This is a genomic window from Microbacterium enclense, from assembly GCF_004022425.1.
GTDB lineage: Bacteria > Actinomycetota > Actinomycetes > Actinomycetales > Microbacteriaceae > Microbacterium > Microbacterium enclense_A.
The window spans coordinates 1-25,090 of sequence record NZ_RBZY01000020.1 but is presented as its reverse complement, the minus strand read 5'-3'; the positions used below and the strand labels follow the sequence as shown (position 1 = coordinate 25,090).

Genomic DNA, 25,090 nt, shown 5'->3' with positions numbered 1-25,090 from the left:
CCCTGGGTAGGATCGGACGCATGCCCCCGCTCGATCTGACCGCCCCCTCCGTCGAGATCACACGTGCGCTCTGCGACCTCCCGAGCGTCTCCGGCGGAGAGACGGCTCTGGCGGATGCCATCGAGGCCGCGGTCTCCGCTCACCCCCACCTCGAGGTGATCCGCGACGGCGACACGATCGTGGCGCGGACCTCCCTCGGGCGGGCGCGTCGCGTCGTCATCGCCGGCCACATCGATACGGTTCCGATCAACGACAACGTTCCGACCCGCGACATCGAGATCGACGGGGAGGCGTTCCTGTGGGGCCGGGGAACGGTCGACATGAAAGCCGGCGTCGCCGTGCAGCTCAAGCTCGCGGTCGATCTCACCGCGCCCCCGGTCGACATCACGTGGATGTGGTACGACCACGAAGAGGTCGACTCGTCACTCAACGGGCTCGGACGGCTCGCGCGCAACCGCCCCGACCTCTTCGTCGGCGACTTCGCCATCCTGGGCGAACCGAGCAACGGCGAGGTCGAGGGCGGATGCAACGGGACCCTGCGCGCGCTCGTGCGCACAGCCGGCGTCCGTGCCCACAGCGCCCGGTCCTGGATCGGAGAGAACGCCATCCACAAGGCGGCGCCGATCCTGTCACGGCTGGCCGAATACCGGGCGCGGGAGATCGAGGTCGAGGGTCTGGTCTACCGCGAAGGGCTGAATGCCGTCCGTATCACCGGGGGAGTGGCCGGCAACGTCATCCCCGATGCGTGCGAGGTCGAGGTCAATTACCGCTTCGCCCCGAGTCGCGACGCCGCGGAGGCCGAGCGCGTGGTGCGCGATGTGTTCACGGGCTTCGACGTCGAGGTCGCCGACGTCGCGGAGGGCGCGCGTCCGGGGCTGGACGCGCCCCTCGCGCACGACTTCGTCACGGCCGTCGGCGCCACCCCGCAACCCAAGTACGGATGGACCGACGTCGCGCGGTTCTCGGCCCTCGGCATCCCGGCCGTCAATTACGGTCCGGGTGACCCCCACCTCGCCCATCACGACGAGGAGCGCGTCCCCGTCGCGCAGATCGACGCGGTCGAACGCGGTCTGCGGTCCTGGCTGACGACGTCGTGAGCACGGCGACCGCGACGTCGACGCGGGCACGGTCCTGGATGGGCTGGCCCGCCGCCGCGCGTATCGCCGTCGTCTACGTCGTCGCCCGTCTCGTGACGACCGGTTTCTTCCTGCTCGCGTCAGCCCTGTCCGGGCCGGGGTCGCGCTATGGCGTCGCTCCGTCGTTGGGCGAGCTGGCGCTGGGATGGGACGCGCAGTGGTACTGGTTCGCCGTCGTTGCGGGCTATCCCACCGACCTGCCGCTCACGCCGCAGGGCAGCGTCGCCGAGAACGCCTGGGCGTTCCTGCCGGTGTACGCGTACCTCTCCGCAGGTCTGGGCACGCTCCTCGGTTCGTGGGGAGCGGGCGCGGTCGTGATCTCCCTCGCGGCGGGGTTCGGGGCGAGCGTGGCGCTTCACGCCCTCCTGAGCGACCGCATCGGCGACGGCGCCGCGATGTGGGCGGTGGCGTTCTTCGCGTGCGGTCCTCTCGCGGCCCTCTTCCAGGTCGGGTACGCGGAGTCGCTGTTCCTCTTCCTTCTCTTCCTTGCTCTGCGGTGCGTTCAGCTTCGACGGTGGGGGTGGCTCTATCTCCTCGTCCCCCTCATGGGGTTCACACGACCCGGCATTCTGGCTTTCGCGCTGTTCCTCGGGCTCTATGGCATCCACCGCTTCTTCCGCCGCCGCAGCGAACCGCTGCCGGTGCGGGATGTCGCGCACCTGGTCGGTGTCGCTTTCGTCGCCGTCGTCGTCGGGTTCGCGTGGCAGGTCATCGCGGGCGTGGTGACGGGGGACCCGGGCGCGTATCTCGCGACCGAGCTGGCGTGGCGCCGGAACTGGGTCGGCGACACCTCGGGACGGTTCGTCCCCGTCGAAGGCTGGATCCAGGCCGCCGGCTTCTGGTTCTCGCGGTGGGGACTGGGGGTCACCGCCGGATACGTGGCGCTGGTTCTCCTCGTGTTCGGGACGGCCGCCGTGCTGATCTTCGCCCCGCAGGTGAAGCGCCTGGGGGTCGAGGTGCGCCTCTGGTCGGCGAGTTACTTCGTGTACCTGCTGCTGGTGTTCTTTCCCCAGTCGAGCATTTTCCGGCTCCTCGTCCCGATCTCGCCGCTGTGGGGAGCCTTCGCGGTGCCGCCCTCGCGCGCGTGGCGACTCACCGTACTGGGGGCCGCGCTGCTCGGTCAGTGGTGGTGGATCTACAACATGTACGCCCTCGGCAACACCTTCTGGCAGATCCCCTGATCCGCGCCCGACGACGCCCACAGGGGCGCGGCACCTCGTGGCGCCCCGGGGACCGACTAAACTAGTTCTCAGACCAACGACGAAAAGGGGGCCGCGATGGCAGCCATGAAGCCGCGTACCGGTGACGGACCGATGGAGGCCGTGAAGGAGGGCCGGCTGATCATCGTGCGTGTTCCGCTCGAAGGCGGCGGACGCCTGGTGGTGTCGGTGAACGACGCCGAGGCGAAGGAACTCTACGACGTGCTCGGCGGTGTCGTCGGCGCAGCCTGACGCACGGTAGACGAAGGCCGGTCCCCGCGGGACCGGCCTTCGTCGTTCCGGCGGCGGGTGACGCCGCGCGGGATGTCAGGTGAGCGGGGTGACCGTCGTGAGCTGGAGCAGCCCTTCGCCCGTGGTGGAGAGCGCGCCGAAGACGGCCGGGGAGGTCTGCACTTCCTGGATCAGCGAGCGATAGGCCGTCGTGACGGAATCGCGGCGCACGGGGTCGGCGACGGCGCCGCCGGCGAGCACGCGCGGAACGAGCACGGTGCCACCGGCGCGCACGAGGCGCAGGCCGTGCTCGACGTACTCGATGACGCCCTCGGGATCGGCGTCGATCAGGACGATGTCGTACGACGCCTCATTCATGCGCGGCAGGACGTCGGCGGCGCGGCCGGTGATGAAGCGCGCGCGTGCCGCCGGAATCCGGGCCTCCGCGAACGCCGCGCGGGCTGCTCCGAGGTGTTCGGGCTCGCTGTCGATGGTCGTGAGCGTCGCCCGGGGCGAGCCGTGCAGCAGCCACAGGCCCGACACACCGCCGCCGGTCCCGACCTCGACGACGTTCAGGGCGCGGGAGGCCGCGGCCAACACGGCGACCTGCGCTCCGACGGCAGGACTGATCGGCGCCGCGCCGAGCTCGAGCGCGTGCGCGCGTGCGCGCGCGATGTGCTCGGGTTCGACAGTCGACTCCTGCACGAACCGCTCGTTCGCCTCGTAACCGCTCACGTGGACCTCCCCGCTCAGGCTAGACGGGTGGGTGGTGCGGACGGCCGAGGCGCGGCGGGTAATCTGAACTCATGTTCTTCGGCCTCACGATCGAGAAGCTCCTTCTCATCGGTGTGATCGCCGCGCTCATCATCGGCCCCGAGCGTCTCCCCAAGTACGCCGAGAGCCTGGCGCGTCTCACCAAGCGTGCCCGCGAGACGATGCAGGGCGCGAAGACACGCATGCGTGACGAGATGGGGCCCGATTTCGACGAGGTCGACTGGCGCAAGCTCGACCCTCGGCAGTACGACCCGCGCCGGATCATCCGCGAGGCTCTGCTCGAGGACACGCCGACGGCCACGATGCGTGCCGCGGGTGCCGCAGCACTGGCCACTCAGGCGTCGACCGAGAAGCCGACGTTCGTCGCGGGCGAGAAGCCGCCCTTCGACGACGAAGCGACCTGACCGTCAGCTGAGACGCAGGGGCAGCGCGCGTCCGGACAACCCGCGCGGACGCACCGCCAGGGCAGCAGCTGCAGCGTCGATCGCGATCGAGGCCGGGTCGTCGGGGCGTCCGATGACGACGGGGCGTCCGTCGTCGCCACCGGTGCGGAGAGCCGGGCTCAGCGGGACGGATGCCAACAGGGGCACATCGTGGTCGCCGGCCGACAGCGCGCGCGCCACCGCCGCGCCGCCGCCGGAACCGAACAGGTCGAGCAGGGTGCCGTCGGGCAGGGCCATCGCCGCCATGTTCTCGATGACCCCGATCGGCGTCTGCCCCGTCTGACGCGCCACGACACCCGAGCGAACGGCGACGTCGGCGGCCGCGGCCTGCGGGGTCGTCACGACCAGGACGTCCGCGTGGGGGAGGAGCTGGCCCACCGAGATGGCCACGTCGCCGGTGCCCGGGGGCATGTCCAGCAGCAGGACGTCCAGGTCGCCGAAGTAAACGTCGGTGAGGAACTGCTGCACGGTGCGGTGCAGCATGGGCCCGCGCCACGCGACGGCTCCGGCAGCCTCCTCGCCCGGGCGGCGGAGGAACATCCCGATGGAGATGACCTTCACGCCGTAGGCGACGGGCGGGAGGATGAGGTCGTCGAGCCGGGTCGGGGCGGGAGGCAGCCCGTCGGCGTCGACCAACCCGAGCAGTCCCGGGATCGAGAAGCCGTGGACGTCGGCATCCACGAGTCCGACGCGAAGGCCGCGAGCCGCGAGCGCGACGGCGAGGTTCGCGGTCAGGGTCGACTTGCCGACGCCGCCCTTTCCGCTGGTGACAGCGATGACGCGGGTCAGCGAGTCGGGACCGAAAGGCATCTCGCGCTTCGCGCGGCCACCCCGCAGGCGGTCGGTGAGGGCCCGGCGTTCGTCCGGCGACATGACGCCGAGGGACACCTCGACGCGGGAGACCCCCTCGACGGATGCCGCGGCGGCACGGACATCCCTCTCGATGCGGTCGGCGGCGGGGCAGCCGACGATCGTCAGGGCGATTCCGACATCGGCAACCCCGTCGACGACGGCGATCTCGCGCAGCATGTCGAGCTCGCCGAGGGGGCGACGGAGTTCCGGATCGGTGACGGCGGCGACGGCCATGCGCACGCGGTCGGCGACCGCCGCGGTCACGGCGCGGCCGGCTTCGGCTCGGCGGCGTCGTGGTCGTCGAGGCGTTCCAGCGCCGCCTTTAACTCGGCGCGCAGGCTCTCTTTCGTGATGACCTCGTCGGTGAGATCGCGCACCGCCATGCGCAGTGCCACGATCTCGCGGGCCAGGTACTCGGTGTCGGCGAGGTTGCGCTCCGCGCGCTGACGGTCCTGCTCGATCTGCACGCGGTCGCGGTCGTCCTGCCGGTTCTGCGCGAGCAGGATGAGCGGGGCGGCGTACGAGGCCTGCAGCGAGAGCACGAGAGTCAGAGCGGTGAAGCCGATCGCGGCGGAGTCGAAGCGCCACTCCTCGGGTGCGACGGAGTTCCACCCCATCCACAGCAGGCAGAAGAGCGTGAGCGAGAGCAGGAACGTCGGGGTTCCCATCGCCCGCGCGACCCACTCGGTGAAGCGCCCGAATCGGTCGCGCGAGGGCTGCGGCGTGCGGGGTGCCAGCATGCCGCTGCGTCCGCGCGGGGCGTCGAGAGCGGCCTGTCGTTGTGCACGTGCCATCAGCGCCTCCTCGGGGTCTGCGTCCGCATCTGGTTCGGGATCTGAGGGATGCTCGCGGTCGCGAGCGGTCTGATCGTCGTCTTGGGTCTCGGATCGTCGCTGTCGTGCGTGCGCCAGTCGTCGGGCAGCAGGTAGTCGAGGACGTCGTCGACGCTGACGCAACCGACGAGGCGGTGGGCCTGGTCGACGACGGGAAGCGACACGAGGTTGTAGCTGGCGAGCATGCGCGCGACCTCGGCGGCCGTCGCGTCGGCCGGAACCGGCTCCAGCGTGTCGTCGATGATCGCGCCGAGGCGTTCGTGCGGCGGGTAGCGCAGCATGCGCTGGAAGTGCACCGTGCCGAGCAGACGCCCCGTGGGAGTCTCGTACGGAGGCAGGGTGATGAAGACGGATGCCGCGAGCGCGGGGTGCAGCTCGTGACGCCGGATCAGCGCGAGGGCCTCGGCGACGGTGGCGTCGGCGGAGAGGACGATCGGCTCGGGCGTCATGAGACCACCCGCGGTGTCCGGGCCGTATTTGAGGAGCGCGCGGACGTCGTCGGCTTCTTCGGGCTCCATCAGGTCGAGGAGCTGCTCGAGGCGCGTCTCGGGGAGCTGACCGAGCAGGTCGGCCGCGTCGTCGGGCTCCATGGCATCCAGGATGTCGGCGGCGCGCTCGTCGCCCAGCTGCTCGAGGATGTGGACCTGCTCGTCCTCGGGCATCTCCTCGAGGGCGTCGGCGAGGCGGTCGTCGCTGAGTTCCTCCGCCACTTCGATGAGACGCTCCTCGGGCAGGTCGAGGAGGGTGTTAGCGAGGTCGGCGGGCTTGAGGTCGGAGTACGTCGCCACGAGCTGCTCGGCCGACTGCGCTTGCCCGGGTGTCTGCTGCTCGCGGACCTCTCTCCAGGCGGCGAACGTCGTCGCGCCCTTGGCGAAGGGGGAAGCGCTGGTGCGCGGGCGGCGCAGGAACAGCTGTCCGATATCCCACTCGCCGAGGCGGTTGCGTTCGATCGCGACGTCTTCGATGACGGCGTCGCCCGACCCGTCGACGAGGTGGACGCGGCGGCCGAGCATCTCGGCCATGACGCGGACCTCACCGCCGCGCTGCTGGAAGCGGCGCACGTTGATGAGACCGGTCGTGATGACCTGGCCGGACTGAATGGAGGTGACGCGGCCGATCGAGACGAACACATGTCGTCGGCCGGGGATTTCGACGACGAGGCCCACGACGCGTGGCGCGGCCGACGCGCGGTAGATGACCACGACGTCGCGCACCTTCCCGAGGCGGTCGCCCGCGGGATCGAACACCGTGCAGCCCGCCAAGCGGGCGACGAAAACCCTTTGCGTGCTCACCGTCCCAGCGTAGTCCGCGATCCGTCGGCGGCATCCATCGTGCCCACAGGGCTGCGTGACAAGATGGGCCAATGAGCATGTTCGCGGGGCCGGTGGGCGCGGGACGGGACGAGGTCGGCGAGAAGGTCGCGTCGTTCCCGACGTACGAAAAGGCGCAGAAGGCCGTGTCGTCGCTCATCGCGGGCGAGGTCCCCGCGCGCGACATCGCGATCGTGGGGAGCGGACTTCGTTCGATCGAACGGATCACCGGGCGCCTCGGCTACGCGACGGCGGCGCGATCCGGGGCCTTGAACGGCCTCATGCTGGGCCTGCTGTTCGCGTTCATCTTCGTCCTCGGCACGCCCACCGTTCAGATCTCGGCGTTCATCGGCGTGCTGCTCGTCGGCATGGCGCTGGGCATGCTGCTGAGTCTCGGGACGTATTCCATCGTGCGCCGCCGCCGCGACTTCGCATCGGTCATGCAGGTCACCGCCGATCACTACGACGTGTGCGTCGCAGCCCCGAGCCTGGCGAAGGCGCGCGGTCTGCTCGGGCCCGCGGGAGCGGCCCGGACCCCCGCGGAACGCCCGGCCGCCCCGGTCGACGCGGCGCCGCCGCAGTACGGTGAGCGGGTGCAGAACCCGGGCGCGCCGTCGCCCGCGGTGCCCCCGCGTCCCCCGGTGCCGCCGCGGCCCGTCGACGATGAACCACCGCGCTACGGCGAGCGCATCGCTCCGCCGACCGCCGGGCCGAGCCCGGAGCCGACGCAACCGGACGATTCGACGGAGCCGAGCTCACCACCGCAGTCGGACACGGCGCGCGACGACCGGTGACCGCACACGCCGTTCGCATCCCCGTCGCCCTGCCGGCGGGCGCGACGGACGTGTCGGGCCTGTGGACCGGGGTCGCCGGCTCACCGGCGACGATCGTGCTCGCCCACGGTGCCGGCGCGGGCATGACGCATCCGTTCCTCGAGGGAATGGCGGGGGCGCTCTCGGACGACGGCTTCTCGGTGCTGCGCTTCGTCTTCCCGTACGTGGAGGCCGGACGACGGATGCCGGGCCCCGCCGCCCACGCCGTCGCCACTTGGGTGGGTGTGCAGACGTGGCTCGCAACGGAGGGCATCGCGTCCTTCGTCGCCGCGGGGAAGTCGTACGGCGGACGTATGGCGTCGGTCGCGACCGCGGAGGGCGTCCTCTCACCGCGCGCGCTCGTCTACCTCGGCTATCCGCTGCACCCGCCAGGACGCCCGGACAAGCCTCGGGCCGAGCACCTGCCCGCGATCACCGTCCCGCAGGTGTTCGTCGAGGGGGAGAACGACCCGTTCATCGCCCCACGTGAGCAGTTCGACGCCGTCGTCGCGACGTGCCGCGATGCGCGCGTCCACTGGGTCGAAGGGGGCGATCATTCGTTCGCCGTGAAGGGGAAGCGGGCGCCGGCCGACGAGGTCGGAGCCGGGCTCGCGGGCGTCGTGGGGGAGTTCGTGCGGGGGCTGGTGCACGACTAGCTCGCCGGCTCTTCTACGCCGCAGCGCGACATTGCGAGTAGCTCGATTGCCTTTTCGCCGTCGAGCTCGGACTCCTGCAGCGAGAGCGTCATTCGAGGCGTCTTCCGCACCAGGTAGATGTAGGGCTCCTTGACCGGGACGCCAAGATCTTCTTCGCTCCATTCGGGAAGCACTTGCGGCATGCGATCGATGAATCCGTCGATGTCGAAGTCGTCGGCAACAGCGACATTCCAATGACCGGTGAAGAAGGCGCCTCTACCGGAACTCGGGAGAAGGCTGTCACTGCAACTGAAGGGCGTGTACTCGGGTGTCCGTTCTATCCGACCGTGGGAGGGAATGAGCGATACGACCTCGTCCATCGCGTCAAGCGTTTCCTGCCTCACCTCGGCATAGGTCGGTCCCTCGGAGAGGGAGCACCCGGCGAGCAGAACGAGGACCCCGATCACAGCGGATGCCGCGACCTCCCGGATCACTCCTCGGCTCCCCGGAGACGCAGTGTTTGTGCCACCTGATTGAGAACCTTCCCATTGACGGACTCGTCGTCGCTCATGAGCGCGGTGTGGTGCGCGACGCTGTCGCGCACCACACCGACGAGCGCGCCCGGGTTCTGCGTATAGGCGTACTGGCCGAGCAGCGCCATGTCGGGTCCGGGCAGGCCCGAGTCGACGATGTGCACACCCGGGATGCTCTCCGGCGCAACGGTGAAGCCGAGTGGGCCGAGACCGATTCCCGCGTAGTAGCGGTTGATGTCGTCGACGGCCTGCGTCGCGAAATAGGTCGTTCCGGCGTGCGGTTCGTAGGGCCCGATGGCTCCGACGCTGGCCGCGAGGAAGCGGGCATCGACCGTGCCGCCGTGCTTTTCGGCCTCGCTGCCGACTCCACCGCCGTAGGAATGCTCGTAGCTCATCGTCCAGAGGTCGGGGCGGACGGCATCCACTCCCCGGAGGAAGCGGGCGTATTCTCCGCCGCGCTGCTCGGCGAACCGATTCCACTCCGGCCCGGCCGTGACGAGGTCGTCGAGCTGCGGCATCGGCCCGGTCATGACGGTGAAGGCCACTACCGAGCCACCGCTCGACCTCACCTGCCATTGCGCGAAGTTCGTGACGGGTTTCTCGGACATGAACGCACCGACGTCCGTGTTCGTGCCGGGGACGACGAACAGGGCCGCCGTCGCGGAGGAGGGGTCGCCCGCCATCTCGATCAGCGAGCCACGGCTCGGATCCCACGCGTAGACCTGGGTCGTCCCGTTCGCCACGTTCTCGAAGTAGGCGATCTCGCGGTCGCATCGGACACGCTCGGCGCGTCGGTCGAGCACCTCGAGCGCGTTCGCTCGCGAGCGGGGGATGCGCAACGCCTCGAGCCCCTGCCGTCGAGCGCGTAGCTCGCGCAGGTACTCGCTCGCGCGACGCCGATTCGCGGCCACGCGCTCCGCGATCGGCACCCCGTCGAGATTGCCGATGAGCGCCGGGACGGCCGCGACGAGTGCGCCCGCGACCTTCGCGTCGAGACCCGCCCACCATCGCGCGATCTCGGCGGGTGCCATACGACCGAGGACCACGGACCACTCGGGATGCCGAGACAACAGACGCGCGGCCTCCGGCGCGGCAGCGAGCCGGTCGAGGATCGCGAGGCCCGCGACGACGGTCGGTCCGGCTGGCGCTTCCATCATTCCGGGACCCGTCCAGGCGGCGAGCGTCGCCCACGGGACATCCGGGAGGGTGCGGAGCGCACGAGCGCAACGATCGGTCGCCTCGTCGTAGCTCAACGCGAGCGCGGCGGCGTCGCGTCCGAAAGCGCGCTCCCACTCCCGCCGAGCGTGGTCGTTCAGCACGTCGCCCCGCCCGTTCTCCCAGACGGGTGCCGGCGCCCCGGACGCCTGCGCGTCCAGGAGCGCGGCGCGGCTGCGGGCCAGATCGTCGAGATCGTCGGCGTACCGCTCGAGAGCACGGCACGTCGCCTCCAGGCCCCCGGCGATCTCGCGTCCGGCGGGCCGTGTGCGTGCGAGCGAGTCGTGCAGGGCATCGGCTTCCGGTGCGCGGTAGGCATCGGGCATCAGGTTCCAGCCGGACAGCGCGTCGTGAAGGAGCAGCTCGAAGCGGTCGGCGTGCTGCCGCAGGGCTCGGCCGACCTCTCGGAGGCTCTCCGGAGTGGCGGGCGGGTCGGGTACGTGCAGCGCGGCGCTCATACCCGGCGCTTTCCGAACAGGATCGGGTCGAACGGGTTGCCGATCACGGCGCCCGCGTCGGCAACCGTCGCGGCCATCTCCTCGTCCGCCGTCAGGTAGGCGACGACCGCGGACTGCAGTGCGGACACGGCGGCGCGGCCGCGCGCGACGATCCGTTCGGCGAGATCCACGCGCGGCCCGGCGACCTCCACGAACGCGGCATGCGCCGGCATCGCCCGCGTGAGGGCACGAGCCGTGGCATCCATGCACCGTCGCAGGGACAACGCGATCTCGTGCAGCTCATCAAGGGAACGGGAGACGCGCTCGGAGATGCCGAGCAGGTGCGGGGGATCCACGGAGTACGACATGCGCGGGATCGTAGGCATCCCGCGCCGGGCGCGTTTTCACCCTGTGGACAACCGGCGTCAGCGACCGGCGGCGTACCCCTGCATGCCGCGCGGGTTGGCGGCCGCCCACAACAGCCCCGACGCGTCACGCCCGACGGCGCTCACGCGGCCGAGGGCCCAGTCGCCGGCGCGCCGCACGCGGTGCCCGCGGCGCTCGAGCTCGTCGACGAGCGCGTCGCCGAGACGATCCTCGACCACCGCTCCCGCGGGCGACCACGTGCGGGGCCAGAACGAGTCCAGCAGCGCCGCCGTGTGCAGCGTGGGTGCGTCGATCGCCTGTTGCGGCTCGTATCCGCCGACGATCATCCGCAGCAACACGGGCAGCTGCCACTGATCCTGCTGATCGCCGCCGGGAGAGCCGATCGCGATGACCTCCTCCCCGCGAGTGAGCAGGGTGGGGGTGAGGGTCGTGCGCGGGCGGCGGCCCGGCGTGAGGGCGGCGGGGTGCCCCGGGAGGAGCCACGTCGCCTGCAGCCGAGTACCGAGACAGAACCCCAGGTCGGGAACCGCGGGGGAGGACTGCAACCAGCCACCGGACGGGGTGGCCGAGACCACGTTCCCCCACCGATCCACGATGTCGATGTGGCACGTGTCACCGCGGGTCTGGCCACGCCGATCGACGGTGGGTTCGCCCGTGCCGGCGCTCATGACCCCGGCATCCGTCCGCAACGGCGGAAGGGCCGGAGCGCGTCCCTCCGGCGCACCGGGGCGGAGCTCGGCGCTCGCCGTGTCGTCGATGAGGGCGCGCCGCCCGTCGATGTAGTCGTCGGCGAGCAGCGCGTCGACGTCGACCGCGGCGTCGGTGTCTCCGAACCAGGCGTCGCGATCGGCGTAGGCGAGCTTCTGCGCTTCGAGCAGCGCGTGCGCTCCTTCGGGGGTCGAGGGGTCGAGCGCGCCGTCGTCGAGGGGGTCGAGGAAGCGCAAGACCTGCAGCAAAGCGGGTCCTTGCGTCCAGACACCGGCCTTGAAGACGCGCCACCCGCGGAACGACGTCGACACCGCGGGTTCGACGGACGCACTCCACCCGGCGAGATCCGCGGTCGTGAGGACACCGGCGTGGTCACGACCGTCCGAGTGACGATGCGGCGTGCGAAGGAACGCCGCGGCGCGCGGGAGCACCGACGTCATCCACTCCCGTCGGGCGGCGTCGATGCGTTCCCGACGGTCCTTCGTGTGCGAGCCGACGGCGATCAGACTGTCCAGCACAGCGGCGTACGCCGGATTGCGCACGACGGTGTTCGGCGTGGGCGGTGAGCCGGTCGGCATCCAGAGGTCGGCAGAGGTGGTCCAGTGGCCGCGGAAGAGGGCGGCGACCCGGTCGATGGTGAGCGCGGCACCGGCGACGAGCGGGTGCCCGTCGCGCGCGTAGCCGATCGCATACGCGAGGACGTCGGTCAGCTCCCACGTCCCGTGATCGCGCAGCAGCAGCAGCCACGCGTCGACGGCGCCGGGCACCGACGCCGCCAGACCGCCCGCGCCGGGGACGAGGTCGAGGCCCTCCTCGCGGAACGCCGGGATCGAGGCTCCGGCCGGTGCCGGACCCTGGCCCATGAGCACGAGCGGTTCGGGAGCGCCCGCGGGCCGGATGAGCGCGACGAGGTCGCCGCCGGGCCCATTGAGGTGCGGTTCCACGACGTGCAGGACGAACGCCGCGGCGACGGCGGCGTCGAACGCGTTCCCGCCCCGCTCGAGCACCGATTGCGCGGTGGCCGTCGCCGTCCAGTGAGTGGATGCCGACATGCCGAACGTTCCGCGCAGCGTCGGCCGCGTCGCGAACGACGCGGGAGGAGTGAAGCTCACGACGAGAGCCGCGCGATCCAGTCCTCGACCTCGTCGGCCGTGCGCGGGATGCCGGCAGACAGGTTCACCGGTCCGTCGGAGGTCATCACGATGTCGTCCTCGATGCGCACGCCGATACCGCGGTACTCCTCGGGGACCGTGAGGTCGTCGATCTGGAAGTACAGCCCCGGCTCGATCGTGAACACCATGCCCGGCTCCAGCAGCCCGTCGTAGTACATCTCGCGCCGCGCCTGGGCGCAGTCGTGCACGTCGATGCCGAGGTGGTGACTCGTGCCGTGCACCATGTACCGACGGTGCTGGCCGCCGCGATCGGCATCCAGGGCCTCTTCCGCCGATACGGGGAGCAGACCCCACTCGGCGACGCGGGCGGCGATGACCTCCATCGCGGCCTCGTGCACGCGGCGGAACGGGACGCCGGGACGAGCCGCCTCGAACGCGGTGTCGGCGGCCTCGCGCACCGCCTCGTACACGCGGCGCTGCACCTCGGTGAAGCGGCCCGAGACGGGCAGCGTCCGGGTGATGTCGGCGGTGTAGAGGCTGTCGACCTCGACGCCGGCATCGATGAGGATGAGGTCGCCCGGCACGACGGCGCCGTCGTTGCGCGTCCAGTGCAGATAGCAGGCGTGGGGGCCGGAGGCGGCGATCGTGTCGTAGCCGACCGCGTTGCCGTCGGCGCGTGCGCGGCGGTGGAAGACGCCCTCGACGACCCGCTCGCCGCGCGGGTGCTCGACGATGCGGGGGAGTTCGGAGATGATGTCGTCGAATCCGGATGCCGTGACCTCGACGGCCAACGCCATCTGGGCGAGCTCGAACTCGTCCTTCACCAGCCGGAGTTCCGACACGAACCGGGTGAGATCGTCGTCGACGCCCGCGACGCGGTCGTCATCGCCGGGCACGAAGTCGTCGACGTGGGCGGTGGCGAGTCCGAGGTCGGCGGCGACGCCCGCGAGGGCGGGCCGCGGTCCGATCCAGAACTCCCCGACCGTGGCATCCGCGTAGAACTCCGGCGTGGTCCGGTCCGCGCGCTCGCGGAAGTACAAGACCGCGTCGTGACCGCCGTCGCGCGGCTCGAGGACGAGCACCGAGTCGGGCTCGGCGTCGGCCGCCCACCCGGTGAGGTGCGCGAACGCCGAGTGGGCGCGGAAGGGGTAGTCGGTGTCGTTGCTGCGCTGCTTGAGGGATCCGGCCGGAACGATGACGCGGTCGCCCGGGAATGCGGCCGATACGCGCTCACGGCGCCGGGCCGCCCACGCGGACTGTTCGCGCGGGGTCGGGATGGTCTCGGGGCGCTCGGCCCACCCGCTCGAGATCGTCTCGAGGAAGCCGCGCGGGAACGGTGCCCTGCGGTTCGTGGTGGTCTCGGCGGGCTTCTGCTCGGCGGGGGCGATCGTGTCGCGGTCGGCGGGGGAGTCCATTCGTCCAGTCTCGCACCGCCGGGCGTCGGACGCACCGTCAGCCGGCGGTGCGCTCCAGCTGAACGACGATGGGGCGGTGGTCGCTGCCCGACCCGTCGAGCGTGCGCATGACGACCGAGCCCGTCACCGTCCAGTCCGGAGTGACCATGACATGGTCGATCGGCGCGCCCAGGAGCGCGGGGACATCGGTGGGCCAGGTCCCGATCCCGCCGTTGCCGCTCGCGGACGTGGCATCCCGGCACCGTCCGAGGGTGCCGCCGTCGACGCCCAGCCCGGTCATGTGATCGAGCGTGGCGTTGAAGTCTCCGGCGAGGATGACGTTGTCCGTGGCGCACTGATCGGCGAGCCACTGCAGGTCGGACCGCCATTCGGTCATGTAGTCACGGCGCGGGGCCACCGCGTGGGCGGCCACGATGATCGGACCGTTCCCCGAGACCGGCATGGCGACCGCGCTCGGAACCGTCGACGTGTTGCTGGAGCCGTCGAGCGAGGACTCGATCACGCTGTAGTCGCCGAGCTCGGGTCGGATCAGGACGGTGGTGGACGTGGCATCCCATCCGGTGGTGCCGTACTCGCCGTACTCGGCGTGGTGCGCCCACATGGGCTGCCCGAGGTCGCGCATCAGCTCGGCGACGCGCGTGCCCGTGTCGATGGTCGTTTCGGGAAGCGTGACGACGTCGGCCTTCATGCCCACGGCGAACTGCGCGATCGATTCGGCAGAGGTGGCCGAGCCCGCGGTGTTCCACGTCATCACGCGCAGGCTCGTGTCGGTCTTCTCCGGGAGCGCGTCGGTTCCGGTTCCGCGCTGCAGCACCATGGCCCCGTTGACTCCGGCGGCCGCGAGGAGGATCAGCGCCGTGACGAGGGCGAGCGCGCGCACCGGTCGGATGAGGGCGATGAGCAACGCCAGGGCCGCCGCGGCGACGAATCCGGCGGCCAACGGCAGCCGGAACGCGATCACCTGCGCGAGGGGGAAGGAGCGTTCGATACCGAACACGGTGGGCCACGTCAGCGCCACGGCCGCCGCGGCACACGCGAGCGCGAACACGATTCCGAACAGCCGACGCACGCCCCCGACCCTAGGCGAGGCGCCTGGGAGATCCACCGATGCCGCCCCTCCGACGGCTCCACGTCCGCCGCGACCGGCCGTGGGCGGGCGGTACGCTCGACAGGTGGAGCGAGACCAGGGATTCGAAGGACCGAGTGACCTTCACCTCCACTCGACGCACTCCGACGGCACCGAGTCGCCCGCGCTCGTGATGGCGGCGGCGCATCGGCATGGCCTGCGCACCGTCGCGCTCACCGACCACGACACCACGTCGGGCTGGGCGGAGGCGGCCGAGGCCGCGTCGTCGCTCGGCATGACCTTCGTGCCCGGGATGGAGCTGTCGGCGCGCCAGGAATGGCGCAGCGTCCACCTCTTGGCCTACCTCGTCGACCCGGACGACGACGGGTTGCGCGCGATGACCGATCGCATCCGATCGTCGCGCCTGGACCGCGCGCAGATCATGGCCGAGCGCATCTCCCGCGACTTCGACATCGACTGGGACGACATCCTGGCGCAGACCACCGACGGCGCCACCGTCGGGCGTCCGCACATCGCCGACGCTCTGGTCGCGCGGGGGATCGTCGCCGACCGCACCGAGGCGTTCGCCGACATCCTGCACCCGGGCAACGAGTACTACGTGGCGCTGTACGCTCCCGACCCCGTCACCGCGGTCGAGGTGGTCGTCGGCGCCGGGGGAGTGCCGATCATCGCTCATCCGGCCGGTCGCGCGCTGCTTCCCCGGTCGGTCCTCGCGGGCATGCTCGCCGCGGGTCTCGCCGGTTTCGAGCTGCGCCATCGGGAGAATCTCCCGGATGCCACGGCCACCCTCGCGCGGCTGGCCGACGAGCGCGGTCTCATCGTCACCGGTTCGAGCGACTACCACGGGCTCGGCAAACCCAACGTGCCGGGCGAGAACACGACCGACGACGAGATGGTCGCGCGGATCCTCGCCGCCGGCCGCGGGTCGGCCCCCGTCTTTCCCTGACCCGTCGTCGCGGCGCCGACCCTCGGGGTCCCGCGGCGCCCGGCACAACTCCTGCGGAACGGGGCGGCGAGCAGCGTGCACGGGGCTGCAGGGCCGACCGGCAGGAGATGTGCCCGAGCCGGCCGCCCCGAGCAGACGACAACGGCGCCGCCCCCGGGGGAGCGGCGCCGCGGATGTGTGTCGGATCAGGCCACGGGGGCGGCGTTCGCGCCGGAGCCACCGCTGCGACGACGGCGACGGCGGCGCGGGGCCGCGTTCCCGTCGTGGTGCTCGCTGCCTCCGCCGTCGTGCGTTCCGGAGCCCTCGGGCCGCGGGGCCGCGTCCTGTGCCTCGGCGCCGCTGCCCGACCCGCCACGGCGGCGGCGTCGACGGCGTGCCGCGCCCTCGGACGTGGCATCCGAGTCGTCCGACGCGGCGGACTTGGGCGCCTGTGCCTTGGGGGCCTGCGCCTTCGGGGCGGTCACGAGACGCCCCTTCGTGCCCTCGGGGATGTCGAGGTCGGTGTAGAGGTGCGGGCTCGACGAGTAGGTCTCGACGGGCTCGGGCTGGCCGAACTCGAGCGCGCGGTTGATGAGCGCCCACTTGTGCAGGTCGTCCCAGTCCACGAACGTCACCGCGATACCCGTCTTGCCGGCGCGACCGGTGCGGCCGGCGCGGTGCAGGTACGTCTTCTCGTCGTCGGGGATCGTGTGGTTGATGACATGCGTGACGTCGTTGACGTCGATGCCGCGGGCGGCGACGTCGGTGGCGATCAGCACGTCGCGCTTGCCGGCCTTGAACGCGGCCATCGAGCGCTCGCGCGACTCCTGGCTCATGTCGCCGTGCACGGCCGCGGCGTTGAAGCCCCGGTCGCCGAGCTCGTCGACGAGCTTCTGCGCCGCGCGCTTCGTGCGCGTGAAGATGACGGTCTTGCCGCGACCCTCGGCCTGCAGGATGCGAGCGATGACCTCGTCCTTGTCGAGCGAGTGCGCGCGGTAGACGAGGTGCTTGATGTTCGCCTGCGTCAAACCCTCGTCGGGGTCGTTGGCCCGCATGTGGATCGGGTTCGACATGAAGCGACGCGCGAGCGCGACGATGGGCCCCGGCATGGTCGCCGAGAACAGCTGCGTGTGGCGGACGGCGGGGACCTTCTGGAAGATCTTCTCGATGTCGGCGAGGAAGCCGAGGTCGAGCATCTTGTCGGCTTCGTCGAGGACGACCTCGACGGCACCCGACAGGTCGAGCAGTCTCTGGTTGCTCAGGTCGATGAGGCGACCGGGGGTTCCGACGACGATCTGCGCGCCGGCCTTGAGCTGGTCGATCTGGCCCTCGTAGGCCTTGCCTCCGTAGATCGCCACGACGCTGGTCGCGCGGTTCTGCGTCAGCATGTCCATGTCTTCGTAGACCTGGACGGCGAGCTCGCGCGTGGGGACCACGATGAGCGCCTTCACGCCGGGCTCGGGGGTCAGGCCGAGGCGCTGGACCACGGGGATGCCGAAGCCGAAGGTCTTGCCCGTTCCGGTCTTGGCCTGGCCGATGATGTCCTGGCCCGGGAGGCCGAGGGGGATGGTCTGTTCCTGGATCGGGAAGGCATCGACGATGCCCTTGGATGCCAGGGCATCGACGATGTCCTGATCGACGCCGAGGTCGGCGAAAGTCGTCATGAGCGTGCCTGTTCCGGCGGTGAGAGACCGCCTGGGGAGTCGGATCCACGCCCTCCACTCGTCCACAGGCGCGGGGCCCCGATCCGTCGCCGGGGCGAGTCCACTCTACCCGGCGCGTGTTTCGGGGGTCCGACGCCTAGGCTGTAGAGCGTGTTCGAGTGGTTCCGTCGTCGCCGACCGGTCGGTCGCACGTTGCAGTTGCGGTCGCGGGGAGACCTCGGTGACGCGATGCGCGTCGACTTCGCCGAGCTGGCGCCCGATGTGGAGACGTTCCTCGGTCAGGCGGCCTACCTGCAGCTCGGATTCTTCGAGACGTTGAGCGAACTCATCGCGTCGACCCCGGAGCTGGCCGAGAAGGAGTCGCTCTCGCGAGCCGCGGGGGCCGCGCTCATCAAGCACCAGGAGATCGTGGCGCTCATTCGCGAGCGCGGTGCCGATCCGACGCAGCTCATGCTGCCGTTCCGCGAATCGCTCGACGCCTTCCGCCGCAACACTCACGGCGTCCGTCCGCAGGAGACGATGCTGTCGGTGCACATCACCGCGGGGATGCTCGACGACTTCTATCTCGCACTGTCCTCCAGCTACGGCGACACGGGTCGACGGGTGGCCCGCATCCTGAAGGCCGACGACGATCGTCAGGCGATCGTCGAGATCCTCGGGGCCACGATCGAGAGCGACGACGAGTGGCGGTGGCTGCTCGCCCTATGGGGTCGGCGTCTCGTGGGCGACACCCTGCTCGTCGCGCGGGCCGCGCTCGCTCACCCGCGCCTCGACAGCGCTGAAGAGGCGCAGGTCGAACCCGTCTTCACCGAGCTCATGGGAGCACACGCCCGACGAATGGATGCCATGGGCCTCGCGGCCTGAGCCATCTCCACCCGCGGAGTTCGGGAGAGCGGCTCGGTCGTTCAGATGCCGTGGCGCGCGCGGTCCGTGGCATCGCTGCGCATCCGGGCGCGCGACAGGGCGGTGACGAGCACCAGCGAGGTGACCGCGGCCGCGATGACCGTCGCGAGCCAGAGCACGAGCGAATCGGCGCCGACGCCGGCCCACGTGAGCGCCGTCCACGACACGGCGGCCGCGGCTGCGCCTACGACGGGGGCCAGCGCCGTGCCGCGCAGGTCGCGGTGCGGCAGGACGAAGTGGACGGCGAGCCCCACGACCGCGCCGAGGATGAGTCCGAGGAGGATCTGCACGAGCGTGGCGTCAGGCGACGAAGCCCACTCGGCGCGCTTCCTCGGTGCCCAGCTCGATGAACGCCAGGTTCGCCGTCGGAACGATGTAGGAGTTGCCCTTGATGTCGGTGAAGGTGACGTGGCTCGCGGACTGGTCGAGCGCGGAAGCGACCGACGACTTGACGGCATCCGATGATTCGTTGGTCTCGAAGTTCAGCTCGCGGCCGGTGTTGGTGATGCCGATGCGGATCTCCACGATGCTCCCTTTCCGCCCGGGGATCTGGGTCGACCCGGCGCGATGATCCGACTCTACGACACGTGCGGAGGGGGGTTCCGCGCCCGCGGGCCCGCTTCGCGGACGGCGAACGGGGCGGGTCGACGGTGGCGTGTCGGACGCCGCGGCTAGCGTGGGACACATGCAGGATCCGGATGCCACCACGCTCGCCCCCGCGGGTGTTCCGGCGCAGCCCGACGATGTCGGCGCGGGCACCTGGCCGCCCGCCGCGGCGGCGCAGGCGCGCGTCCTGGGCACGACCGAGCTCGACGCGGAGCAACGCGCGGTGGTCGATGGACCGGCCGAGACGAGCCGGGCCGTCGTGGGTGCCCCCGGCTCGGGCAAGACGTCGACGCTCCTCACGCGCGTGCGCTCGCTGGTCGCGCGGGGCGTCGATCCCGACCACATCCTCGTGCTGACGCCGACGCGTCCGGCGGCGACGGCTCTGCGCGACCCGCTCGCCCTCGCTGTCGGTCGCGCCACCGCGGGGGCCCTCGCCCGGTCCGTGGCATCCTTCGCGTTCCAGATCGTGCGGGGCGCCGAGGTCCGTCGCGGTGCCGAACCGCCGCAACTGCTGACCGGCGGCGACGAAGACCAGATCATCCGCGAGCTGCTCGAGGGCGACGCCCTCGACGAGGCCGAGGGGCGCCCGCGCTGGCCCGAGTGGCTCGGGCCGGCGATCCGCGCCACGCGGGGGTTCCGCGGAGACCTGCGGGCGTTCTTGGCCGAGTGCACGGAGCTCGCCATCGCGCCCCACGACCTCGTGACGTTGTCCGAACGACACGGCGTCCCGGTGTGGGCGTCGGTGGGCTCGTTCGCGGCCGAGTACCGAGCGGTCCGCGCCGAAATGCGCGGAGCGCACCGGGACGCGGCCGATCTGGCGCGGGAGGCGGTCGCGGTCCTCGACGAGGCGGCGGTCGACCGCGCGTTGCTCGGACGATTCGCCGAAATCCGGTGCATCCTCGTCGACGACGCTCAAGAACTCACGGCGGGGGGCATCGACCTGCTGCGGGCGTGCCGGGAACGGGGGATCGGTGTCGTCGCCTTCGGTGACCCCGACGTCGGATCCGGAGCTTTCCGCGGAGCGACGCCCGAGAACTTCGCTCGACTCGCGACAGAACTCGGCGGGCTCGTCGCGCTGGGCGACCCGCACCGCGGGACCGCCGAGCAGATCGACCTCGTGCGCGCCGTCGCCGCCCGGATCGGCGCGGCGGGTGTCGTCGCGCACCGACGTGCGCCGGGCGGCGCGGCGCCCGAAGGTTCCGTCCGCACCTTCCTGCTGCGCTCCCCGGCCGAAGAGGCCGACGCGATCGCACGGCTGCTGCGCGAACGCCATGTGCTCGACGCCGTGCCGTGGAGTTCGTGCGCGGTGATCGCCCACGACTCGCGCCAAGTGGCGGCGCTGGAGGCCGAGCTCGCCGCCCGCGAGGTGCCTGCGCGCGCGAGCGGACCCGGTCTCGCGCTCGGGGTGCAGCGTCCCGTGCGCGATCTCGTCGCGCTGGTCGAACTCGGCATGCGCGACCCCGACACCTGGACGCCGGATGCCGTCCTCGACGCGCTCCTGGGCACCTACGGCGGTCTCGACCCCATCGAGCTACGACGACTGCGCGCGGCTCTGCGCCAGGAGGAACTCGCGGCCGGGGGCACGCGCGCCGCGGGCGACCTCCTCGCGTCGGGGCTGCGGCATCCCCTCGAATTCGCCACGATCGACACGCGCGAGGCGCGCCGCGCGACGCGGGTCGCCGAAACACTGGCGGCGGTCCGCGCGCAGGCCGACCAGAGGGCGACGGCGCACGAACTGCTGTGGACGGCGTGGGAGCGCAGCGGTCTCTCGCGGCCGTGGCGCGAAGCAGCCCGCGGACACGGGCCTCTCGCCGAACAGGCCGACCGCGACCTCGACGCGATCGTCGCGCTCTTCCAGGCCGCCAAACGCTTCACCGAGCGTGAGCCCGACGGCGAGGCCATCGTCTTCCTGCGGTCGGTGATCGACAGCGACGTTGCGGAAGACCGGATCGAGCAGCCTGCGGTGGTCGACACGGTCCGCGTTCTGACGCCCGCGGCCGCGGCGGGGACGGCCTTCGACACGGTCGTCGTCGCCGGCGTGCAAGAGGGCGTGTGGCCGAACACCCGGCTGCGCGGCGGGCTGCTCGAAACGTGGCGGCTCGCCGACGCCGTGCGGTTCCCCGACCTTCCGGCGGCCGGCATGCTGGACCGTCGCCGGGCCGCGATGCACGACGAGTTGCGGCTGTTCGTCCGCGCTCTGTCGCGCGCGCACTCCCGACTCATCGTCACGGCGGTGGACGACGACGACACCGGGCCGAGCGTGCTCTTCGAGATGCTGCCGACTCCCGAACCGGCATCCGCCGTGCCCGAACACCCGCTCTCGCTGCGCGGTCTCGTCGCGCGTCACCGCCGAACGCTCACCGCGCCCCGCTCTCCGGCCCGCGAACGTCGGCACGCGGCCGCGCAGCTCGCGCTGCTCGCCGCGGCCGACGTCGCGGGGGCGCCCCCGGAGCAGTGGTACGGCGTGGCCCCTCCGAGCTCGACGGCACCGCTGCGCGACCTGGAGCGGGAAGACGTCCGCGTGTCGCCGTCGCGCCTGCACGCCCTCGAACAGTGCGAACTCGACTGGGTCATCGGAGACCTGGGCGGTGATCGCAGCGGAACGACGGCGGGGATCGGCACGATCATCCACGCGGCGCTCGAGACCGCGGTCGAGGGGACGGAAGAGGCGCTCTGGGGGGTGGTCGAAGAGCGGTGGGGTGAACTCGTGTTCGACGCGGCATGGCGCGAACGGGCGGAGCGCGTGCGGGCGCGCGACCTGATCCGTCGGCTCGCGACCTACCTGCGGCGTTTCGACGACGCCGGCGGACGCCTGGTCGGAGCCGAACGTCACTTCGAGGTCGCCATCCCGGTCGCCGACGCCGGAGCGCACGGCGCGATCCTCAGCGGAGACATCGACCGCGTCGAGGTCACGCCCTCGGGCGAGGTCGTGATCGTGGATCTCAAGACCGGAAAGAGCGAGCCGCAGACCGACGCGAAGGTCGCCGACAACCCGCAGCTCGCCGCGTACCAGCTGGCGTTCTCGTCGGGAGCGATCGAGCAGGTCGCCGGCCTGCCGCCCGGCGGGGCGAAGCTCCTCGTGCTGCGCCCCACCGCCGCCACGAAGGACTACGCCGAGCCTCTCCAGCCGCCGTTCGACGACGCCGCACGGGCGCAGTTCGTCGAGCGCGTGCAGCACGCGGTCGATGTGATGCGCGGTCACCGTTTCGCTGCCCCCTATGAGGTGCACTGCCGTGACGAGTTCTCCTTCGGACTGTGCCGCATCCACACCGTCTCGGCGGTGAGCGCATCGTGACGTCGCCGCTGACTGCCGCGACCATCGCCGCCGCGCTCGGCCAGTTCCCTCCCACCACCGAGCAGACCGCGGTGATCGAGGCTCCGCTCGCGCCGGCGCTCGTCGTCGCCGGGGCCGGCAGCGGCAAGACCGAGACCATGGCCGGCCGGGTCGTGTGGTTGGTCGCCAACGGCCTGGTCCGTCGCGATGAGGTGCTCGGCCTCACGTTCACCCGGAAAGCCGCGGGTGAACTCGCCGAACGCATCCATCGTCGATTGCACCGGCTGTCCGAGTTCGAGGCGCGGGGCCTGCTGCCGATGCTCCCCGACCTGCACGCCTCGGGGCGTCTCGCGGTGTTCGCCGAACTCGCTCGGTCCGAGGGGGCCCGCGGTGATGCGGAGCGGCGACGGATCCTCGATGCGCTCGCGGTCGAATGCGGCGTCTCGACGGACTACGCGGGCGACGACGACCACCTGCTGCACCGTCCGACGGTGTCGACGTACAACAGCTTCGCCGATGCGATCGTCCGCGAGCATGGGCTTCGCATCGGACGCGATTCCGAGTCGGCGGTGCTGTCCAAGTCCGCCGCCTGGCTGCTCATGCGGCGTGTCGTCTTCACGTCCGACGACCCCCGACTCGAGGAGCGTCAGGAGTCTCCCCGGACGCTCATCGACGCCGCCCTCCGCATCGCGCGCGACAGCGTCGACAATCTGGTCGACCTCGACCGACTCGCCGCGTTCCCGGACGACTTCGGCCGTATCGTCGAGCGCCCGTCGTTCTCCTCGCGGGTGACCGTGTATAAAGACGTCGCCGACGCGGCATCCCGCGTCTCCGCGCTCGGGTTGCTGGCGGCTCTGGCCGCCGCCTACGACCGTGAGAAGGCGCGGCTGGGGGTCATGGACTTCGCCGACCAGGTGGCCGGTGCCCTGCGGATCGTGCGCGAGCATCCGCCCGTCGTCGAGGAGCTCCGATCCCGCTACCGCGTCGTTCTGCTCGACGAGTACCAGGACACCTCCGTCGTCCAGACCGATCTTCTCTCGACCCTCTTCGCGGGCACCGGCGTGATGGCCGTCGGCGACCCCCATCAGGCCATCTACGCGTGGCGTGGGGCGAGCGCGGGGAACCTCGGCGGATTCCCGGCCGCGTTCGCGCCCGACGGGGGATGCCAGACCTTCTCGCTCTTGACGAGCTGGCGCAACAGCGCGAGCGTGCTCACCGCCGCGAATGCGGTGCTCGCGCCCCTGGCGAGCCGGTCCGCCGTCGCCGTCGAGGAGCTGCGCTCGCGTCCCGGCGCACCGCAGGGTGTCGTCGAGGCGTTCTTCGAGCGCGACATCGACACCGAGGCCGACCGTGTCGCGGCGTGGTTCGCCGGTGTGCGAGCGGCCCGCGCGGCGGACGGGCAGCTCACGACGGGTGCCGTGCTCTTCCGCAGCAAGAAGCACATGGTGCGCTTCGGCGACGCGCTCGGACGACGTGGCATCCCGCATCGCATCCTCGGACTCGGTGGACTGCTCACCACGCCCGAGGTCGTGGACGTGGTGTCGGCGCTGCGCGTGATCAGCGACCCCGAGGCGGGGTCCGCTCTCATCCGCCTGCTCTCGGGACCGCGCTGGTCGATCGGTCTGGCCGACCTCCGCGCCCTCGCGCAGCTCGCGCGGCGCCTCGCCACGCATGACGCTGCTCTGCAGCCGCTCGCTCCGGACGTAGTCGAGCGTCTGAGGTCGACCCCCGGCGCCGATCGCTCCTCGCTGGTGGACGCACTCGACTTCGTCGCCCGTCAGACCGACGGTCACGGGTGGCTCACCGACATCACCCCCGAGGGGCGGGCGCGCCTGCGCGAAGCGGGTGCCGTCTTCGCGGGGCTTCGTCGGAACCTCGGTGCTCCGATTCCCGAGCTCATCCGCCTGATCGAGATGGAGTTGCGCCTCGACATCGAACTGGCGGCGAACGAGTCGCGCGGGCCGGCGCGCATCGCCTCGGCGCAGCTGCGCGCGTTCGTCGACGAGATCCGCGGGTTCCTCGCCGCCGACGAGTCGGGTTCGGTGACGAGTCTGCTCGCCTGGCTCGACCACGCCGAGCAGGCCGACGAGTTCGCACCGCGCACCGAGCCCCCCGAGGACGACGTCGTGCAGTTGCTCACGATCCACGGGTCGAAGGGGTTGGAGTGGGACGCCGTGGCGGTCGTACGCCTCGTCACCGACGAACTTCCCTCGCTCGCGCGTGACACCAAGGGCTGGTTGGGTTTCGGCATCCTCCCGTCGGACTTCCGCGGCGACGCCGCCTGGCTGCCGGTGCTCGGGTGGCGAGGGGCCGAGACGCAGCAGGACCTGAAGGCGGCGATCGATGACTTCATCGCCGCGAACCGTGCGCGCCAACTCGATGAAGACCGGCGGCTGGCCTACGTGGCGTTCACTCGTGCGCGAGATCACCTGCTGCTGTCCGGGTCGAGCTGGTCGGGGACGAAACGTCCGCGCACCCCGAGCGTGTTCCTCGAGGAAGCGACCGCGGCGCTCGGAGCGGAGCTCGAGGTCGATGATCCGGGCGACGACCCGTACGACGGCGAGCGGCGTCTGCTGCACTGGCCGCTCGACCCGCTCGG

The 25,090-nt window shown here is 71.4% G+C and carries 23 protein-coding genes; 10 read left to right on the top strand and 13 right to left on the bottom strand.

Annotated features, from left to right (window positions below; translation table 11 throughout):
- Positions 1–20: 20 nt before the first annotated feature.
- From dapE to D8Y23_RS07065, 3 genes are all read left to right on the top strand, one after another.
- Complete coding sequence (gene dapE, locus D8Y23_RS07075) at positions 21–1,097, top strand: succinyl-diaminopimelate desuccinylase (protein ID WP_128217458.1); 1,077 nt, start codon at positions 21–23, stop codon at positions 1,095–1,097.
- On the top strand, positions 1,094–2,317 hold the full coding sequence (locus D8Y23_RS07070; protein WP_342672106.1) for a hypothetical protein: 1,224 nt from the start codon (positions 1,094–1,096) through the stop codon (positions 2,315–2,317). The genes dapE and D8Y23_RS07070 overlap by 4 nt, the downstream gene beginning before the upstream one ends.
- 96 nt (positions 2,318–2,413) lie before the next feature.
- A complete protein-coding gene (locus D8Y23_RS07065; RefSeq protein WP_076490128.1) occupies positions 2,414–2,587 on the top strand; it encodes a DUF3117 domain-containing protein in 174 nt (57 codons plus the stop codon).
- Between the two features lie 75 nt (positions 2,588–2,662).
- On the opposite strand, the gene D8Y23_RS07060 is transcribed toward D8Y23_RS07065, so the two are convergent.
- Positions 2,663–3,301, bottom strand: coding sequence for an O-methyltransferase (locus D8Y23_RS07060; RefSeq protein WP_128217457.1), 639 nt, complete (start codon positions 3,299–3,301; stop codon positions 2,663–2,665).
- A 71-nt stretch (positions 3,302–3,372) separates the two neighbouring features.
- Here D8Y23_RS07060 and D8Y23_RS07055 point away from each other — a divergent pair, with 71 nt between their 5' ends.
- Complete coding sequence (locus tag D8Y23_RS07055) at positions 3,373–3,744, top strand: twin-arginine translocase TatA/TatE family subunit (RefSeq protein WP_128217456.1); 372 nt, start codon at positions 3,373–3,375, stop codon at positions 3,742–3,744.
- 3 nt (positions 3,745–3,747) lie between these two features.
- On the opposite strand, the gene D8Y23_RS07050 is transcribed toward D8Y23_RS07055, so the two are convergent.
- Genes D8Y23_RS07050 through D8Y23_RS07040 form a run of 3 tightly spaced genes read right to left on the bottom strand, consistent with a single transcriptional unit; the run spans position 3,748 to position 6,760 of the window.
- The gene (locus tag D8Y23_RS07050; protein ID WP_128217481.1) at positions 3,748–4,869 is read right to left on the bottom strand and encodes an Mrp/NBP35 family ATP-binding protein; all 1,122 of its coding nucleotides are present in this window, start codon (positions 4,867–4,869) and stop codon (positions 3,748–3,750) included.
- Between the two features lie 26 nt (positions 4,870–4,895).
- Positions 4,896–5,429, bottom strand: a complete 534-nt coding sequence (locus D8Y23_RS07045; protein ID WP_128217455.1) for a DUF1003 domain-containing protein — start codon at positions 5,427–5,429, stop codon at positions 4,896–4,898.
- The gene (locus D8Y23_RS07040) at positions 5,429–6,760 is read right to left on the bottom strand and encodes a magnesium transporter MgtE N-terminal domain-containing protein (RefSeq protein WP_128217454.1); all 1,332 of its coding nucleotides are present in this window, start codon (positions 6,758–6,760) and stop codon (positions 5,429–5,431) included. The genes D8Y23_RS07045 and D8Y23_RS07040 overlap by 1 nt, the downstream gene beginning before the upstream one ends.
- 71 nt (positions 6,761–6,831) lie before the next feature.
- On the opposite strand from D8Y23_RS07040, the gene D8Y23_RS07035 reads away from it, so the two are divergent.
- The gene (locus D8Y23_RS07035) at positions 6,832–7,572 is read left to right on the top strand and encodes a general stress protein (RefSeq protein WP_128217453.1); all 741 of its coding nucleotides are present in this window, start codon (positions 6,832–6,834) and stop codon (positions 7,570–7,572) included.
- Positions 7,569–8,246 (top strand): alpha/beta hydrolase family protein, encoded by a 678-nt coding sequence (locus tag D8Y23_RS07030; RefSeq protein ID WP_128217452.1) that lies wholly within the window; start codon positions 7,569–7,571, stop codon positions 8,244–8,246. Before D8Y23_RS07035 ends, D8Y23_RS07030 begins: the two co-directional genes overlap by 4 nt.
- On the opposite strand, the gene D8Y23_RS07025 is transcribed toward D8Y23_RS07030, so the two are convergent.
- From D8Y23_RS07025 to D8Y23_RS07000, 6 genes are read right to left on the bottom strand one after another with little or no spacing between them, the layout of a single operon-like run.
- A complete protein-coding gene (locus tag D8Y23_RS07025) occupies positions 8,243–8,719 on the bottom strand; it encodes a hypothetical protein (protein WP_128217451.1) in 477 nt (158 codons plus the stop codon). The two genes, D8Y23_RS07030 and D8Y23_RS07025, sit on opposite strands and share 4 nt — an antisense overlap.
- On the bottom strand, positions 8,716–10,431 hold the full coding sequence (locus D8Y23_RS07020) for a hypothetical protein (protein ID WP_128217450.1): 1,716 nt from the start codon (positions 10,429–10,431) through the stop codon (positions 8,716–8,718). Before D8Y23_RS07020 ends, D8Y23_RS07025 begins: the two co-directional genes overlap by 4 nt.
- Positions 10,428–10,778, bottom strand: coding sequence for a DUF6507 family protein (locus D8Y23_RS07015; protein WP_128217449.1), 351 nt, complete (start codon positions 10,776–10,778; stop codon positions 10,428–10,430). The genes D8Y23_RS07020 and D8Y23_RS07015 overlap by 4 nt, the downstream gene beginning before the upstream one ends.
- 57 nt (positions 10,779–10,835) lie before the next feature.
- On the bottom strand, positions 10,836–12,617 hold the full coding sequence (locus D8Y23_RS07010) for a gamma-glutamyltransferase family protein (RefSeq protein ID WP_128217448.1): 1,782 nt from the start codon (positions 12,615–12,617) through the stop codon (positions 10,836–10,838).
- The gene (locus tag D8Y23_RS07005) at positions 12,614–14,032 is read right to left on the bottom strand and encodes an aminopeptidase P family protein (RefSeq protein WP_128217447.1); all 1,419 of its coding nucleotides are present in this window, start codon (positions 14,030–14,032) and stop codon (positions 12,614–12,616) included. The genes D8Y23_RS07010 and D8Y23_RS07005 overlap by 4 nt, the downstream gene beginning before the upstream one ends.
- A gap of 37 nt (positions 14,033–14,069) precedes the next feature.
- Positions 14,070–15,101, bottom strand: coding sequence for an endonuclease/exonuclease/phosphatase family protein (locus tag D8Y23_RS07000; protein ID WP_128217446.1), 1,032 nt, complete (start codon positions 15,099–15,101; stop codon positions 14,070–14,072).
- 103 nt (positions 15,102–15,204) lie between these two features.
- Between D8Y23_RS07000 and D8Y23_RS06995 the strand changes: the two genes are divergently transcribed.
- Complete coding sequence (locus D8Y23_RS06995) at positions 15,205–16,065, top strand: PHP domain-containing protein (protein ID WP_128217445.1); 861 nt, start codon at positions 15,205–15,207, stop codon at positions 16,063–16,065.
- A gap of 185 nt (positions 16,066–16,250) precedes the next feature.
- Here the strand turns inward: D8Y23_RS06995 and D8Y23_RS06990 are convergent, their stop codons facing one another.
- Positions 16,251–17,708, bottom strand: a complete 1,458-nt coding sequence (locus D8Y23_RS06990) for a DEAD/DEAH box helicase (RefSeq protein WP_128217444.1) — start codon at positions 17,706–17,708, stop codon at positions 16,251–16,253.
- Positions 17,709–17,858: 150 nt separating this feature from the next.
- On the opposite strand from D8Y23_RS06990, the gene D8Y23_RS06985 reads away from it, so the two are divergent.
- Positions 17,859–18,572 carry a ferritin-like fold-containing protein gene (locus tag D8Y23_RS06985; RefSeq protein ID WP_128217443.1) on the top strand — a complete coding sequence of 238 codons (714 nt, stop codon included), beginning with the start codon at positions 17,859–17,861 and terminating at the stop codon, positions 18,570–18,572.
- A 41-nt stretch (positions 18,573–18,613) separates the two neighbouring features.
- Here the strand turns inward: D8Y23_RS06985 and D8Y23_RS06980 are convergent, their stop codons facing one another.
- A complete protein-coding gene (locus D8Y23_RS06980; RefSeq protein WP_128217442.1) occupies positions 18,614–18,901 on the bottom strand; it encodes a hypothetical protein in 288 nt (95 codons plus the stop codon).
- A 10-nt stretch (positions 18,902–18,911) separates the two neighbouring features.
- Entirely contained in the window at positions 18,912–19,136 is a 225-nt protein-coding gene (locus D8Y23_RS06975) for a DUF3107 domain-containing protein (RefSeq protein ID WP_128217441.1), read from the bottom strand.
- Positions 19,137–19,296: 160 nt separating this feature from the next.
- Between D8Y23_RS06975 and D8Y23_RS06970 the strand changes: the two genes are divergently transcribed.
- Positions 19,297–22,512, top strand: a complete 3,216-nt coding sequence (locus D8Y23_RS06970) for an ATP-dependent helicase (protein WP_128217440.1) — start codon at positions 19,297–19,299, stop codon at positions 22,510–22,512.
- A partial coding sequence (locus tag D8Y23_RS06965) for an ATP-dependent helicase (protein WP_428844472.1) occupies positions 22,473–25,090 on the top strand: 2,618 nt, incomplete at its 3' end. The genes D8Y23_RS06970 and D8Y23_RS06965, both read left to right, overlap by 40 nt.